The organism is Rheinheimera sp. SA_1 (genome assembly GCF_001669775.1).
Classification (GTDB): Bacteria; Pseudomonadota; Gammaproteobacteria; order Enterobacterales; family Alteromonadaceae; genus Pararheinheimera.
Genome location: NZ_LXWK01000017.1, coordinates 384,351 through 399,407 on the forward strand (window position 1 = coordinate 384,351; position 15,057 = coordinate 399,407).

The window sequence follows — 15,057 nt, forward strand, 5'->3', positions numbered from 1 at the left end:
TAGTCCATGCGGCGCCGAGAGTTTTTAAAGCCCGGTTTGACAGCGAACAACCGTCAACCAGTAAAACAAAGATATTGCCTTTCAAGGGGCAGCCATTGCAGCCTCGTCCTACTGTCATACGAAACGCCTTTGCAAGGTTCATCTATGCAACCAAAACAGGCCTTCCACGTTTTCCACAACCATTAAACCACAAATTACTGGTTACCACTTTGGCAACCAGTTTTGTTTTTTTTTGCAGAACCTAAGACTGAGCCACTCTATACCTCGTACTTCTGCCCCCTGCTGCAATCTTCACCAAACACCCCATCTCTACTAATTGCGCCAGATGTCGGCTGGCGGTTGCCGGGCTAACTTCGGCAACTTTACCGTATTGGCTATTGCTGATACCTTCGCTGAAATCGCCGTCCAGCAAGCGGTTTAGAACTTTGACTTGCTCTTGACTCAGCCGGGTTTGATCAACCCGTTGCCAGAACCTGGTTTTTTGTAGCGTTTGTTCGATATCGGCCAGTACCTGTCTCAGGCTCGCTGCCAAAGTGTCGAGAAACCAGACCAACCAGGCGGTAATGTCAGTATTCCCTTTTTGGCTTTGCTCAAGGACATCATAATAACTGCTGCGTCGCTCCAGGATGGCAGCCGACATGGCATAAAAGCGGATGGACTGATGCTCTGCTTGCGCCAACGCGAGATCGGTCAATAACCTTGCTAAACGGCCATTGCCATCCTCCAGTGGATGGATAGTGATAAACCAGAAGTGCGCTATACCAGCGCGCAGCAGCGGGTCTAAATTGGCATCTTCCTTTGATCGGTTAAACCAGTCGATAAAGCAATGAAGCTCGCTCTCCAACACCTGGCGAGGTGGAGCTTCAAAATGCACTTTGGGTCGCTCGATTCTACCTGAGACAACCTGCATTGGCGCGTCGCCGCGAAGCTGCCCGCCCTGTACCCGCTGCATTATTTGCTCTCTCTGAATGAGTGAGCTATCAGACGGAAACAGCCAAAAATGCCATTGCAACAATCGTTCTAGCGTTAATGGCTGCTGCCAATTTCCAACCGCATCAGTCACCATCGCGGCAAGTCCGTCAGACTGAGCTGTCGTCGCAACAGTTTGTGTTTCAGCAATCCCCAGCTTTCGGGCCAATGATGAACGCACTTCACTATGATTCAAGCGCTCGCCTTCAATGGCGCTGGAAGTCAGAATATTTGCCAGCATGGTATCCAGTGCAGCCTGTTGGTTTTGCTGAATACCCATTTTGCCCAGCAACATGCCCTGCAAAAAATGTAATTGGCGTAACATGGGAGCCAATGCCGCATCGTCATAACGAAAAACCTTTAATCCTGCATGCAGCTGACTAGGCCAATCAGGTTGTTGCCAAATCCACATGAGGTAGTTTCCCGATTTGTGAGGTGAATACAGATATTAATCTAATCACCACATGAGGCGAATAGCAAGATTAATCACCTCATGAAACGTCATTCAGATTGCGATGATTCATTCATCGTAAACACCAGAGAAACAAACATCACTGACTTTCCTCCTTCAGCAAAGTAAGATTAATTATGGGGCCGACATGCAATATCTTTTTTGAATTCACAATCTCCATGAAACATCGGAGTTATTAGATGACTATCCAAGACAGATTAGTAGACAGAGTTAAACGCGCTGATCATTCTGTTTTCCTGCGAGCTGATTTTGCTGATATCGCCGATTATGCTCAGGTGGGTCGTGGTCTACGAAATATGGTTAAAGAAGGATTGATGATGAAAATTGGCCACGGTCTGTAAGTTCGAACCAGAGTCAACAGTATTTCCGGTAAGTTGATGCCTGATAACATAGCGGGTGCGTTAGGCGTCCTTCTGGAAGCAATAAAGAGATTAGGTATCGAATATCAGTTTGATGAGTTATCACAAAAATACTACGACGGAAAAAGTACACAGGTTCCAGTCAACCCCATCGTCATACCTAAGAATCCGCGCGTGACTCGTAAAATTGCAATAGGGAAATGTTTGCTGGCCGTAGCTACACGGCCTGATATGTACTAGCTCAGACTTGATCTGAAAGTTACCAGTTTTGTGCTGGTGTCTGTCAGATCAAATCTGAACTAGTACAACTTAACGTCGAGTTGCTGTTCGTCACGCTCGACAAAAATCCGAAAGTGTTTTCACCAAATACCATGTACCACGACTACGCGATTAATGAAGCATTGTTTCACTGGCAATCCCAAAACAGCTCACGACCAGACGCAGGTAGAGGTTTGGAATATATCCAGCACAAAGAAATCGGCAAACGGCTGTTTTTATTCGTACGCGAACAAAGTGATGACGAATTCGGCAACACCATGGGCTTCGTCAACTTCGGCGAAGTCGACTACGTGAGCCACACCGGCTCACAACCAATGAATATCGTATGGCAGCTCCGCAATCCAATGCCTGATTTTATGTGGCACAAGACAGCTAAATTGGCGGTGGGATAACGGATTTCCCTTTACCACTCTTCCACCTGCAACCGCTGTTTAATTCCTGCCGTCTGGAACTGCAGTGCCACAAACACCACGTCGAAATCCGTGCAGTTGTATACGACCTTCAGTAATGACATCGCGGCTTCGACAAAAAAACGTCGTTGCTCGCTGTCGCTGCCCCAAGTCATAAATGCGTTGTTGGCAGCTCCTAGTGATAGCTAAGTGCGGTGAGCCCATTCAGCCCGACATACGCAATAGGTGGTGTGTGGTTTCAAGGATAAGAATTCGTTGAGCTGGTGCACCAATGTGAAACTATAGTTTCACAGCTAGACAACTTCCCACCAGGCTTGTTGCCACCAGTCGGTAATTTGATGCCGCTCCAGCCAGCGCACCCGTTTTGCTGGTGTCATGGATAGGGTCTTGATATGACGATGGTATCAACACAGAAAGATGTCATGTCGAAAAAATAATAAAAAATCGACACATGAAATTGATATGTCGATCAGATCGACATACACTGACTCATGAGTTGATTGATGTCGATTTAGACTGGAAATTTAAACATGACTTGGCAAGCAGAGCAGCCTTACAACCAATTACCCACATTACCGCCAAACCTGGATGCCATAGAAACCAGGGCTGTGCTAAAAGCCTGTATTGCTGCGCGAGCCGCTGTAGCAGAATTAAAAAAGGCTGGGGAACTCATTCCTAACCAAAGCATGCTCATTAACCTGCTGCCGTTGCTTGAAGCAAAAGATAGTTCAGAAATTGAAAATATTGTCACAACGACCGATAAGCTTTTTCAGTATGCACTTGAAGATAAAGGCGCCGACCATGCAACAAAGGAAGCATTACGTTACAGAACGGCGTTATACCAAGGCTATATCCAACTTGAAAAGAAGCCGCTTTGCACAGCGACGGCCATTGGGGTATGCAGTACGTTAAAGCACGCTGAAATGGATATTCGTAAAGTACCCGGTGCTTTTATAGGTAACCAAACAACAGGTGAAATTATCTATACCCCGCCAGTTGGAGAAACCATTATTCGCAACTTGTTAACTAACTGGGAGCGATTTCTTCATGATGACGATGATATAGATCCACTGATAAAGATGGCGATTAGTCATTATCAATTTGAAGCCATCCATCCTTTTTATGACGGAAATGGCCGAACAGGCCGTATTTTAAACGTTTTGTACCTGATTGAATGCGGTCTTTTAACGCTCCCTATTTTGTATTTGAGCCGTTTCATCGTTCAGCACAAGCAAGACTATTATCGCCTCTTGAACCAGGTCACCAAAGATCAGAATTGGGAAGAGTGGCTGATATTTATGCTAAAAGGTGTCGAGCAAACTGCACTATGGACTTGTGAAAAAATTACCGCGATGAGAGCCCTGATGGAAAGTACCGCCCATTACATCAGGGCACAGCTACCCAAAATATATAGCTATGAGCTTGTTCAGCTTATTTTTGAACAACCCTATTGCCGTATCAGTAACCTGGTTGAACGTGATATTGCAAAACGACAAACGGCTTCAATCTATTTAAAACAATTGGCTGATCTTGGTGTGCTGCAAGAAATCGATTCAGGAAAGGAAAAATTATTTGTACATCCACGGTTGATGACGCTCATGACAAAAGACAGTCATACTTTTAATGCTTTTTGAAAGGATTGCCGATGTCCCGTCATCTCGTGTTTATTTGCCATTATGTTGTAAACCGTTTTGTCGGTAACTCTCGATGGCTCTTCAGTTTAGTGCTACTGGCGTTGTTAAGCAGCAACGTCATGGCGCAATCGCCAAGCTATGCCCAGTATTCTGAAAGCGCATGTTTGCTGATTGCCGATCAAGTGAAGCGATTTGAACAGCAACCGCATTTGCCGTCTTATCAGAATGCGCTGAAAAACCAGCGCCGGCATTGCCAACAGCCTGTTCCGCAGCAGCCAAAACCGTATTTCGATGAGTCAACTGTGGAGTCACAAAAACCGGTGGCAAAAGTGCCATCGTCGCCTGCTGTTTTGGCGCCTCCAATTGCCCACATCAATCAAACGGTGCAACCACTGCAAGCTGCGACCAATGGCCTACAGCAACAGCTGTTGTGGCTATTGCCGATGGTATTTGCAATTTTGGTGCTGCGTTTGGTATTCAGAGGTTATTGGGGGCTGAATCGCAAAGAAATGCTGGGCCGAATGGCCGAAGTGCGGCTGGCAAAATTACTGGCCAGGCAGCTTCCGGAAGCCTATACCCACTACCACAATTTAGTTTTAAATACTGCCCAAGGTGATCTAACAGAGATCGACCATCTGGTGCTCAGTCCTTTTGGTATTTTTGTCATCGAAGTGAAGAATTATCATGGCTGGGTATTTGGCAAAGAGCATCAGGAAAAGTGGGTGTTGCAACATTATCGCCGCAAGTACCAATTCCAGAATCCAATCAGACAAAACTTCAAGCACACCGAAGCCGTGGCCTTTCTATTAGAGATTGATAGCAAAGCTGAACCAACCAAAATTTATTCGGTAATTGCTTTTAGCCAATACGCACAATTTAAAACCCCGATGCCAGACCATGTTCTGCATATCGAAGAAGTTCACCGCCATATCCGAAAAATAAGCGCTTTAGGGCGCAAGATTTCCGATGAAGCTTTGCTTCTTTGTACCGCAAGGCTCAATCTGGAGGCTGCCAAAGCACCGACACAAAGAAAGGAGCATAAAATCCAGCAACAAGGCCAACAGGTATTGCGGGAGATTAATTGAGAGGGATGAATTGAAGAGATAGCACCTATCTAGGTTATACTCTTTGACCTGCTCGTGTACGTAAAATCAAATGCGACCTGATAGTTCATAATTATCAGCCATCCCCCTGTGGTGGTCTGATCAAAGACTCTGCAGGAATACCCAGCCCTTGATGCAGTCGCCAGATCATTTTTAACATCAGTGATCTTTTGTAGTTCAGGATCTCATAGACACGGTTACTTTTGCCAAAAGTCGGCTCAAGATCCTTGACAGTTAAACCTTTTCGCTCCATTTCAAACTTTATCGCTTCGACAGGATCCGGTAAATCCAGCTTAAAATGTTTTGCTTCATAAGCTTCAAGCAACGTCACCATCACGTCCAGTTTTTCACCGTCTGAGGTATCTGCTTCGGCCATCATTAGACGTTCAATTTCTTGCAGCGCCGCATGGTAGTCGGCATCCGTTTTAATCGGTTTGATGTCCATGAATGCTCCTTTGGCAGTTAAATTGTTTGTTCATCAAAGTTGTTTTATTAACTGTGCGCTGCAATAAAACAAAAGTATTGGGTTCGTCAGCGTAAAGCCAAAAATGCCTGAACTGAATTGTTAAGTTTGCCGCTGACTTCCACAAACTTGAGCACTGCAACAATCACATCCCATCACAAAACTCAGCCTAGCGACAAGCTAAAGATAGTAGCTAAACAACATTCAAATACTCTCAGTGATTTAAAACACGCCCAGCAAAAACTACTCAAACCTCACTCCAACTCCTGCCGAACCCTTAAAAACCGCGCAAACCGCGGAAGTCCCTTATTGGTCAAACCGTTGTAGCGAAAGGTGATCACAGTGCCGATTGGCGGCGGATGATGCCGCAGCGCGTCGGTTAAACCACTGCCGAGTCCAAAAGTTTTACCCTCGGCGGTTTTCACCACTAAAGCGCCAGTCATGCCCTGGTATTTGCCTTTGCCAGGTCGGTAGCCGATGACTTGCGCTTCGGTGTCCTGATAACTTTTTAGTTTGAGTAAATCGCTGCTTCTGCCGGTTTTATACAGTGCATCCTGATGATGTAGCATCAAGCCTTCAGCGCCTTGTTGTTCGAGTTGGCGCAGTTTTTCCAGCAACTGTGCTTTATCAGCAATTCGAAATTGCGGTATCAGGGTTAAGTAAGGACTCTTTTGTTGCTTGATAAGGGCTTGCATGGCGCTGATACGCTCGGTAAAAGTACCGGCGGCGTTGGGTAGTTCGAAGATATGATATTGAATTTGTTGCCATTCGTGGTCGATGGGCTGCAGTTTACTGACAATACTAAAAGTGGCCGCAAACTGATTGCGGCCGCTCCAAAGTTCGCCATCTAACGCTGTTTTTGGAAAGTTAGTCACAAACCAGGCGGGTGCAGCAATCACCTCGCCGCCACGGCTAATCAGCTGCTTGCCGTCCCAATAGGCCCGCACGCCATCGAGCTTTTCGCTGACCCAATACTGCTCTACAGCAATCCCGTCCCGGTAGACTTCAGCCAGCAGCAAATCGGGTTTACTGGCTGCTTTCAAGAAAAAGCAGCAGAGCAACAGCAGCACACGGCACATCACCAGACAAGACATAAACACACCTTGGTTAACTTTTAATTAACCAAAAGTGTAGTCAATGCGCTGTGTTCGACAAGTCGATTATTAACACAGATGCAACACTAAGACTCCGCGGCCAGCGTTGGCGTCGGCTTTTGCTGCCGCCGTTTTTCCAAAAACAGCCGATCCAATGTCAGGAAAACCACCGGTGTGGTCAGCAAAGTCAGGATCTGGCTAAAGGCCAAACCGCCGACAATGGCGACACCCAGCGGCACCCGCAGTTCTGAACCGGTGCCAAACCCCAGCAGCAGCGGCACTGCACCTAAAATGGCCGCCAAGGTCGTCATCATGATCGGCCGAAAGCGCACTAAACAGGCTTGATGGATAGCTTCTTTAGCGCTTAAGCCTTGTTCACGCTGGGCTTGCAGTGCAAAGTCGACCATCAGAATGCCGTTTTTCTTCACAATGCCAATCAATAAAATGATGCCGATTAACGCCATAATCGAAAAATCCAGCCCCCACAGCCACAACAAACCGATAGCGCCAATGGCCGCTGACGGTAGCGTCGACAAGATGGTTAGCGGGTGGACAAAACTCTCGTACAACACGCCAAGAATGATATAAACCGCTAATAACGCAGTTAAAATCAACATCGGCTGACTGGCGAGCGATTCTTGAAATGCCTGTGCTGCGCCCTGGAAATTACCACTCACTGAGGTTGGCATATTGAGCTCTGCCCTGGCTTGTTGCAGCGCTTGCACCGCATCGCCCAAAGCCACGCCAGATGCCAGGTTAAACGACAAGTTGGCTGAAGGCTGCATGCCATGGTGCGCAATCACTACCGGGCCACTTTCGGCCGGCAGCACTTTGGCAAAAGATAACAACGGCACCATTTCACCGCTCAGTGGCGATCGCAGGTAAAAATAATTCAGGCTATCGGCGGTGCCCCGCTGCTCCGGGCTCACTTCCAGGATCACGTTGTATTGATTGGTTTCGGTCTGATATTCGTTAATTTGCCGTTGACCAAAAGCGTCATACAGCGCCTGATCCAAATCTGCCGCGCTAAACCCCAGTCTTGCTGCAGCCTGGCGGTCCAACTCAAGTCGGATAATATTGGCATCCCATTGCAGGTCATTGGATAAGTCGGTGAACATCGGATTTTGCCGCAATTTAGCGGTTAACTTATCGGTCCAATTGGCCAGCTCATTGCTATCCAAAGCTTTTAGCACATACAAATACTGCGCCCGTCCTTGGTTTGCGCCCAGATTAATATCCTGCGCCGCCCGTAAAAACACCTGCAAACCAGGAATTTCGGCAAACTGTGGTCGCAAGCGGTCAATCACTTCACTGGCCGTTGCACTGCGATCATCCGGATCGCTCAGCACCACCCAAACCCGGCCCGAGCCGGTGGAATTGTTGCCGCCAACCGCATGGTTAAAGCCGGTGATATCCGGGTCGTTGCGTAAAATTTCTTCCAGTTGTTTATGCTTGGCTACCATATCTTCATAGGAAATATCCGAAGCGGCCTGGGTCGAACCAATCACAAAACCGGTGTCTTGCAGCGGGAAAAAGCCTTTGGGGATCATCACAAAACTGGCGACACTGCCGGCAACCGTCAGCAAAAATAACCCAAGCATAGTGCGCTGATGATCTAAAGCCCAGGTCAGTACCCTGTCATAGCGATGCGCCAGCCGGTCAAAAAATCCCGGATGCGCCGGGTCATGGTGCGGCGCTTTGTCCATAAAGAGTGACGCCAGCGTTGGCGCCAGGGTTAAACACACCACCACCGAAATTAAAATGGCTGCAGCGGCAGTGAGTGAAAACTCCAGGAACAAGCGGCCAATAATACCGCCCATAAACAGCAGCGGAATAAAAGCCGCTATTAAAGACACGCTGATAGAAATTACTGTAAAACCAATCTCTTGTGCCCCTCTAAGCGCCGCTTCGGTTTTGCTGTAACCCAGTTCCAGATATCGGTGGATGTTTTCAATCACCACGATGGCATCATCCACAATAAAACCCACTGCAATGACAATCGCCACCAAGGTGAGATTATTCAGACTAAAACCAGCAACATACATAAAGGCGCAAGTGGCAATCAGTGATACCAACAGCACCGCAGTGACGATTAACGTGGCGGACCACTGTTTTAAAAACACCGCCATCACTGCAATCACCAGCACCACGGCGATGGCCAAAGTCAGCTGAACTTCGGCCAACGAGGCGCGAATAGTGCGGGTGCGGTCGTTAAATACTTCCACTTTGATATCGGCTGGCAGCGCAGCCATCAGTTGCGGCAAGGCGGCCTGGATGCGATCGGCCGTTGCCACAATATTGGCGCCGGGCTGACGGCGGATAATCAGCGCTACACCTGATTCGCCGTTCGGCCAAATTTGTACAAAATCGTTTTCGGCGCCGAGTTTTACTTGCGCCACATCCCGCAAATACACCGGCGAGCCGTTGTCATAACGCACAATCAGCTGGTTATAGTCTTCGACGGTAAACATCTGATCATTCACCGATAAAGTAGAAACCCGGCTCGCGCCAAACAAGGCACCTTTGGGTTGATTGACGCTGGCTTTTTGCACCGCAGTGCGAATGTCGGCCAGCGTCAGGCCAGCCGCCGCCAGCACTTCTGGCTTGGCCTGAATGCGAATGGCCGGTTTTTGCTGGCCACCAATAAACACTTCACCAACACCGTTAATTTGGCTCAGTTGCCGCGCCAGCACGGTTTCGGCGAGATCACTGACTTCAGTGCGCGACAGCGTTTCGGAGGTGACACCAATAATTAAAATCGGGCTATCGGCCGGATTGGCTTTGCGCCAGGTCGGCAAATTTGGCATATCCGGCAGCCTGCCAGCAGCCTGATTCAGCGCTGCCTGAACTTCTTGCGCTGCGGCATCAATGTCTTTATCCAGCACAAACTGCAATGTGATGCCGACTGAACCGAGCGCACTGGTCGAGGTCATTTCGGTAATACCCGGCATGGAGCTTAACGCCACTTCCAGCGGTGTCGCCACAGCAGAGGCCATGGTTTCGGCACTGGCGCCCGGCAGCCGCGCATTCACTTCAATGGTTGGAAAATCGGCTTCAGGCAACGGCGCAATCGATAAGCGCGGAAATGCCAGAATCCCCATCAGCACCAGCGCGCAGGTTAGCAGCACAGTGCCGATTGGATGGCTCATGCACCAGACAAAAAGGCCTCGGCTATTCATTGCGCAGTCCCTTTTTTGCTAAGTTCAGCGCTGGCTTTAACAATGCCCGTTGCTGCAGGCGTCACTGCAGAAATAGTCGCGCCTGGCCGCAACCGGCTTTGACCGTCCACCACCACTTGCTGGCCAGCACTGACGCCAGTCACCACGGCTAATGCGCCTTCGCTATGCAGTAATTGGATTGGCTGCACCGTCGCTTTACCTTGTTCGACGCGCCAGACAAAGCTACCTTGCGGCCCTTGTTGTACCGCTTTTACCGGTACGGTCAGCGCCTGCTTTAATTGTTCAGTATTTACTGCCACCACCACCGATTGCGCCGGCCACAACCGGTGATCGGGATTGGCAAAATCAGCTTTTACCCGAATGGTGCCGCTACCGCTGGCAACTCTGTTATCCACCACCGTCAGCGTGCCGGTAGCCAAAAGCTCGGCACCATCCTGCAAATATGCTTGTACTACAACGGGTTGCTGTTGCCGGATTTGTTGCATCAGTAATTGCAGCTGTGGCAAGCGTGCTTGCGGCAACGCCATTTCGACACTGATTGGGTCCAGTTGCACCACTGAGAACAGCCCTTGGGTATCGGAAGGACGCACATAGTTACCGGCATCGACATTACGAATGCCGACCTGGCCACTGATCGGTGAGGTGATTTGGGTAAAAGACAACTGTACTTGTTGCGCATGAATGGTGGCTTGCACCCGGCGTAATTCGGCTTGCAGTTGCTGCACTGTGGCTTGTTGCTGATCTTTTTGCTGCGCTGAAATCGCCTGGCTTTGGCGTAAATCCTGGTACCGTTGTAAATCACGTCTGGCACTATCGAGTTGCGCCTGTACTACATCCAGTTCTGCTTTGGCTTGTGCCAGCGCTGCATTGATGGCACGGTCATCAATCCTTGCCAATAACTGGCCAGCCGCAACCAGCTGACCTTCTTGTACCAGAATTTCCTGCAATAAACCGTCGACCTGCGAGCGGATTTCAACGCTTTGTTGTGGTTTCACCTGCCCCAGCCCACGCAGCCATAGCGGCACGTCCTGCACTTGCACCTGCGCCAATTGCACCGGGACAGGTGGAGCTGATGATTTTTCCTGTGCCTGAACCATGCCTGATAACAAACACCAGCCGGTTAATAAGCTTACTGCTACTTTCATCCATTGACTCCATGCGACCGGCATTTTGGCGCCAGTCTATTGTGCATAATCGTATTTACGGTAATTAATACCGACAGCATTCACTTATTCAAACGCCCCACACCAGAGTCGGGATCAACAGATGCGGTCAATTCCACTATAGCATCGACCAACAACCAAATTCAGATGCAGTCGCGCGCTTTTTGAGGCGGGATTTACCCACCAGATGACAAATAAAAAAGGGCAACCGAAGCTGCCCTATTGCTGCATTATTGACCAAACCCGTTTTTTACCAACGCAATTATTTACCAAAGCCTGGGGCTTTAATATCAAGCTGCGTCACTTTGCCATAACTGGCCGCCAGTGGCGCAATCGCTTCTGCTTTGCCAATCAACACCAACTGCAGTTTGTCTTTTGGAAAATAGCTGTTGATCAGTCTTTTGCTATCAGCCAGCGTCATATTTTCCACTTTGCTTTGAAAACTGTTGATGTAATCTTCAGTAAAACCATACAGATACATATCAGCCAATAATTCGGCTAATGCAGCGTTGGTTTCAAATTTGGGTGGGAACTGACCTTTCACATAAGCCTTAGCCGAGTCCAGCGTCGCTTGATCCAAACCCTGCGACCATAACTTCTGGTAAGTTTTTAAGGCTAAATCCAGCGCCGCTTTGGTGCTGTCGGTTTTGGTAAAACTGCTGATCGCAAACAAACCGGCGGCAGAATACCGATCAAAACCAGAACGCGCGCCGTAAGTAAGACCACTGTTAACGCGTAACTCATCATTCAGCCAGGAGGTAAAACGGCCGCCGAGCACGGTGTTAATCACGCTGATCCCAACATAATCCGGGTTGGATTGGGTCACGCCAGGGCCACCAATTAAAAACGTCGTTTCAATGGCATCACTTTTATCAACCACCAACACCTGACTTTCGGCAGGCGCTGTTAAAGCAGCCGTTAAATCCAGCACCGGCAGCTGTTGGGTATTTTTCCAGCTGCCCATCAACTGCTGCAACTGCTTTTTCATCGCCACCGTTTCAAAATCACCAGCGACCACAATGGCAGTATTGGCCGGTTGATAATACTTTTGATGAAAAGCAGTTAAATCTTTGCGGGCGATCTGCTTCACCGACTCCGGCTCACCATTTTGAGCATAACCATAAGGGTGTTTGCCAAATACTAAGCGGTGAAAATACTGGTCGATCACCTGACGCGGGCTTTCTTTGGCCTGGGTCAAAGCAGCAATTTCCCGCTGCTGCATTTTTTTAAATTCGGCGTCATCAAAGGCAGGTTGCGTCAAAAGCGCTTTGACCAGCGGCAACATGGCTGCGCTGTCTTTGGCCATAAAATTCGCTTGCACCATCGAGCCTTCCAGCGAAGAACCTGTGTTCAGGCTGGCCCCTAAAAAATCAATGGTTTGTTCAATGTCGCTTTTGGTTTTACCACCGGCTCCCAGCATCAACCCCTGGGCGGTCAGATACGACAAACCCGCTTTCTGATCATAAATAGCACCGGCCTTTACCACCGCATGTACAGTGACTAATGGCACCTCATGTTGCGGTAATAAATACAAAGTTAAACCATTGTCCAACGTCACTTTTTCATAAGCAGGTAATTTAAATTCCGCTGCCTGTACGGTGATTGCCAGCACTCCACAACACAACAGCGCAGTTCTGGTTACTAAACCAATGAATTTCATAGATCTTTATCCTCTTTGGCATCAAGCACAGCAACAGAGCGGTTGGATTTTTTCAGATAGGTTTGGGCGACGCGCTGTACATCGGCAGCCGTGACTTTCTGATAGTGTTTTGGTGCATCAAACAAGCGCTGGAAATTGCCAAAATACACCTCATAAGTGCCAATAGTGTCTGACTTGCCATTGATGGTTTCCATTGCCTGATAGAATTGCATCAAACGGAAATTTTTTGCCTTTTCAAGCTCTTGCGTCGTCACGCCATCTTTGGCCAGCTTGTTAATTTCAGCAACCAATGCTTGTTCGAGTTTCGCAGCTGTAACATCCGGGCTCGCCACTGCCATCAGATAAAACAGGTTGGGATCAAACGACATCGGCAAATAACCAAACACTTCCAACGCGATTTGTTTGTCGACCAGATTTTTATACAGTCTGGAGCTGTTGCCTTCACTGAGAATGGAAACCATCAAATCCAGCGCATAATAATCGGCATGCGAGGTTGCAGGCACATGGTGGCCTAACATCACATTGGGTGTGCTGACCGAGGCTTTTTGCACGTAAGTGCGACGCTCACCGGTTTGCACCGGCTCTGTCGTCCGCAGTTTTTCTGGTGCAGGCTGAGCTGGAATTGGCCCAAAATACTGTTCGGCCAGACGCTTCACTTCGGCAAACTTCACCGCGCCCGATACCACCATCACCGCATTGTTCGGCGCATAATAAGTTTTGTGGTATTGCTTTAAATCGTCCAATGACCAGCCTTTGATATCCGACTCATAGCCAATCACCGACCAGCGGTATGGGTGAGCCTGAAATGCAATGCCTTTAAGCTGTTCGTGCAAAGTGCGGAAATTCGAGTTCTCAAGCCCGGTGGTGCGCTCGGATGCGACGACCCCACGCTCGCTTTCGACCATTTTGGCATTGATGTCGAGGTTGGCGATGCGATCGGCTTCTAAATCAAAAATCGTTTCCATGGCCGCCGTCGGGAACCAGTTGGTGTACACCGTCAAGTCTTCGCTGGTATAGGCGTTGTTGGCGCCACCGGAATTTTCCATGGTGCGGTCGAACATTTTCGGGCCATATTTTTTGGCACCGTTAAACATCATATGTTCAAAAAAATGTGAGATGCCGGTAATGCCAGGCCGCTCATTGCGCGAGCCGACTTTCCAGAATAAATAACTGTTGGCATTGGGAATTGACTCATCTTCCAGCACCAGAATTTTCATCCCGTTGTTCAGGGTAAAACTTTGGATCTGGCTACCATCTGTGGCTGCTGCCGGCTGACTGGCGACAGCCAGGCCAAGCATCAACGCCACCAGCGAATATTTCATCTGGAGCTCCTGTAATTAAAAATTTGTTTTTTCTAATGTAGTTGTTGTTCACAGCCTAAACCAACTTACAGCTTGCATGCCAGCCTGTTTGTTCATTTAGTTGTAACCGGAGGTTAACCCGCAATATGCAACTTCGGATACTTTCGCGGCAGGCTCCCTGCTTAGGTTATTGCGCAAAAACAGCAACTATGTAACTGACTTAGGTAAGTTTGTGCTGTCGCATTTGAAGACAAGTCACAAATTATAAAAATTATTTTAGTATTTTTTCTCAACAATTCATACAGTTAAAAAATACATCAGCTGGCTAAGTCAATATTCCCGAAAATCTGTCTGGACAGACCGACAATACTGATTAATTTTTAATCACCATTATTTAACACCATAGTCACAAGGAACAGTGATGAATCGTAACTCTGTCATTTTATTTATTGCGCAGTTTATCGTGTTGGTGATCCTGATTTGTTTTGTCGCTAACTTACCCGCCGTCGAGCAATTTAACTTAAACCAATGCAAGCAGTTACAGGAAGATCTGGAGAAAAATCGCAACTTGCAGCGTAAAGGCTACCGTTTACGGGATGCCGAAAAAATCAAAGACACTGAGCAGCGACTGCAAAAACAACTGTTTTACCACTGTGAAAAACCTATTGTCACTCAAACAAAAGCCACAGTGCGCCGGCTATTACCCACCTCACGCCATCCGTCATTTGAATCAGACCGCAGTATGGCTGGCGACTTCTATGCTTCAACCATCGAAGTCAAAGCTCCTTATCAGGGCAAACAACTCTCGGCCTGGCTTGGCTATTATCAGGAACCGCGCTTTTGTTATGGTGTGCGCACCACCAGCGTCATCGTTGAATGTGCCACCCGTCGTCAGCAAGCAATGCAGCAATTCGAACAGGATTGGCAACAACATCCGGCCAACTTGTCCGACCAGCGTTAGCAGTGGTAAG

The 15,057-nt window shown here is 48.3% G+C and carries 13 protein-coding genes; 5 read left to right on the forward strand and 8 right to left on the reverse strand.

Translation table 11 applies throughout. From position 1 onward, the window contains the following. Positions 1 to 241: 241 nt before the first annotated feature. Positions 242 to 1,381, reverse strand: a complete 1,140-nt coding sequence (locus A5320_RS17290) for a Fic family protein (RefSeq protein ID WP_068067809.1) — start codon at positions 1,379 to 1,381, stop codon at positions 242 to 244. A 239-nt stretch (positions 1,382 to 1,620) separates the two neighbouring features. Here A5320_RS17290 and A5320_RS22305 point away from each other — a divergent pair, with 239 nt between their 5' ends. Both A5320_RS22305 and A5320_RS21780 read left to right on the forward strand, forming a co-directional pair. Beyond that, positions 1,621 to 1,782 carry a hypothetical protein gene (locus A5320_RS22305; protein WP_231916764.1) on the forward strand — a complete coding sequence of 54 codons (162 nt, stop codon included), beginning with the start codon at positions 1,621 to 1,623 and terminating at the stop codon, positions 1,780 to 1,782. A 338-nt stretch (positions 1,783 to 2,120) separates the two neighbouring features. Continuing rightward, a complete protein-coding gene (locus A5320_RS21780) occupies positions 2,121 to 2,471 on the forward strand; it encodes a DUF3427 domain-containing protein (protein ID WP_269454654.1) in 351 nt (116 codons plus the stop codon). A gap of 11 nt (positions 2,472 to 2,482) precedes the next feature. Here A5320_RS21780 and A5320_RS22010 read toward each other — a convergent pair whose 3' ends face one another. Then, positions 2,483 to 2,644 carry a hypothetical protein gene (locus A5320_RS22010; RefSeq protein ID WP_157605976.1) on the reverse strand — a complete coding sequence of 54 codons (162 nt, stop codon included), beginning with the start codon at positions 2,642 to 2,644 and terminating at the stop codon, positions 2,483 to 2,485. A gap of 375 nt (positions 2,645 to 3,019) precedes the next feature. Here A5320_RS22010 and fic point away from each other — a divergent pair, with 375 nt between their 5' ends. Together fic and A5320_RS17310 are read left to right on the forward strand one after the other, a co-directional pair. Further along, positions 3,020 to 4,123 carry a protein adenylyltransferase Fic gene (gene fic / locus A5320_RS17305; protein ID WP_068067815.1) on the forward strand — a complete coding sequence of 368 codons (1,104 nt, stop codon included), beginning with the start codon at positions 3,020 to 3,022 and terminating at the stop codon, positions 4,121 to 4,123. 11 nt (positions 4,124 to 4,134) lie between these two features. Then, complete coding sequence (locus tag A5320_RS17310; RefSeq protein ID WP_082971846.1) at positions 4,135 to 5,208, forward strand: nuclease-related domain-containing protein; 1,074 nt, start codon at positions 4,135 to 4,137, stop codon at positions 5,206 to 5,208. A 94-nt stretch (positions 5,209 to 5,302) separates the two neighbouring features. On the opposite strand, the gene A5320_RS17315 is transcribed toward A5320_RS17310, so the two are convergent. The 6 genes from A5320_RS17315 to A5320_RS17340 form a co-directional block, all read right to left on the reverse strand. Further along, positions 5,303 to 5,671, reverse strand: coding sequence for a helix-turn-helix domain-containing protein (locus tag A5320_RS17315; protein WP_068067823.1), 369 nt, complete (start codon positions 5,669 to 5,671; stop codon positions 5,303 to 5,305). A 272-nt stretch (positions 5,672 to 5,943) separates the two neighbouring features. Next, positions 5,944 to 6,783 carry a DNA ligase gene (locus A5320_RS17320; RefSeq protein WP_197490159.1) on the reverse strand — a complete coding sequence of 280 codons (840 nt, stop codon included), beginning with the start codon at positions 6,781 to 6,783 and terminating at the stop codon, positions 5,944 to 5,946. Positions 6,784 to 6,869: 86 nt separating this feature from the next. Beyond that, positions 6,870 to 9,932 (reverse strand): multidrug efflux RND transporter permease subunit, encoded by a 3,063-nt coding sequence (locus tag A5320_RS17325; protein ID WP_269454655.1) that lies wholly within the window; start codon positions 9,930 to 9,932, stop codon positions 6,870 to 6,872. Between the two features lie 26 nt (positions 9,933 to 9,958). Next, positions 9,959 to 11,107 carry an efflux RND transporter periplasmic adaptor subunit gene (locus A5320_RS17330; RefSeq protein ID WP_197490160.1) on the reverse strand — a complete coding sequence of 383 codons (1,149 nt, stop codon included), beginning with the start codon at positions 11,105 to 11,107 and terminating at the stop codon, positions 9,959 to 9,961. 280 nt (positions 11,108 to 11,387) lie between these two features. Further along, on the reverse strand, positions 11,388 to 12,785 hold the full coding sequence (locus A5320_RS17335; RefSeq protein ID WP_068067832.1) for a M16 family metallopeptidase: 1,398 nt from the start codon (positions 12,783 to 12,785) through the stop codon (positions 11,388 to 11,390). Next, positions 12,782 to 14,107 (reverse strand): M16 family metallopeptidase, encoded by a 1,326-nt coding sequence (locus A5320_RS17340; protein WP_068067835.1) that lies wholly within the window; start codon positions 14,105 to 14,107, stop codon positions 12,782 to 12,784. The genes A5320_RS17335 and A5320_RS17340 overlap by 4 nt, the downstream gene beginning before the upstream one ends. A 400-nt stretch (positions 14,108 to 14,507) precedes the next feature. On the opposite strand from A5320_RS17340, the gene A5320_RS17345 reads away from it, so the two are divergent. Next, complete coding sequence (locus tag A5320_RS17345) at positions 14,508 to 15,047, forward strand: hypothetical protein (RefSeq protein ID WP_068067838.1); 540 nt, start codon at positions 14,508 to 14,510, stop codon at positions 15,045 to 15,047. Positions 15,048 to 15,057 lie beyond the last annotated feature (10 nt).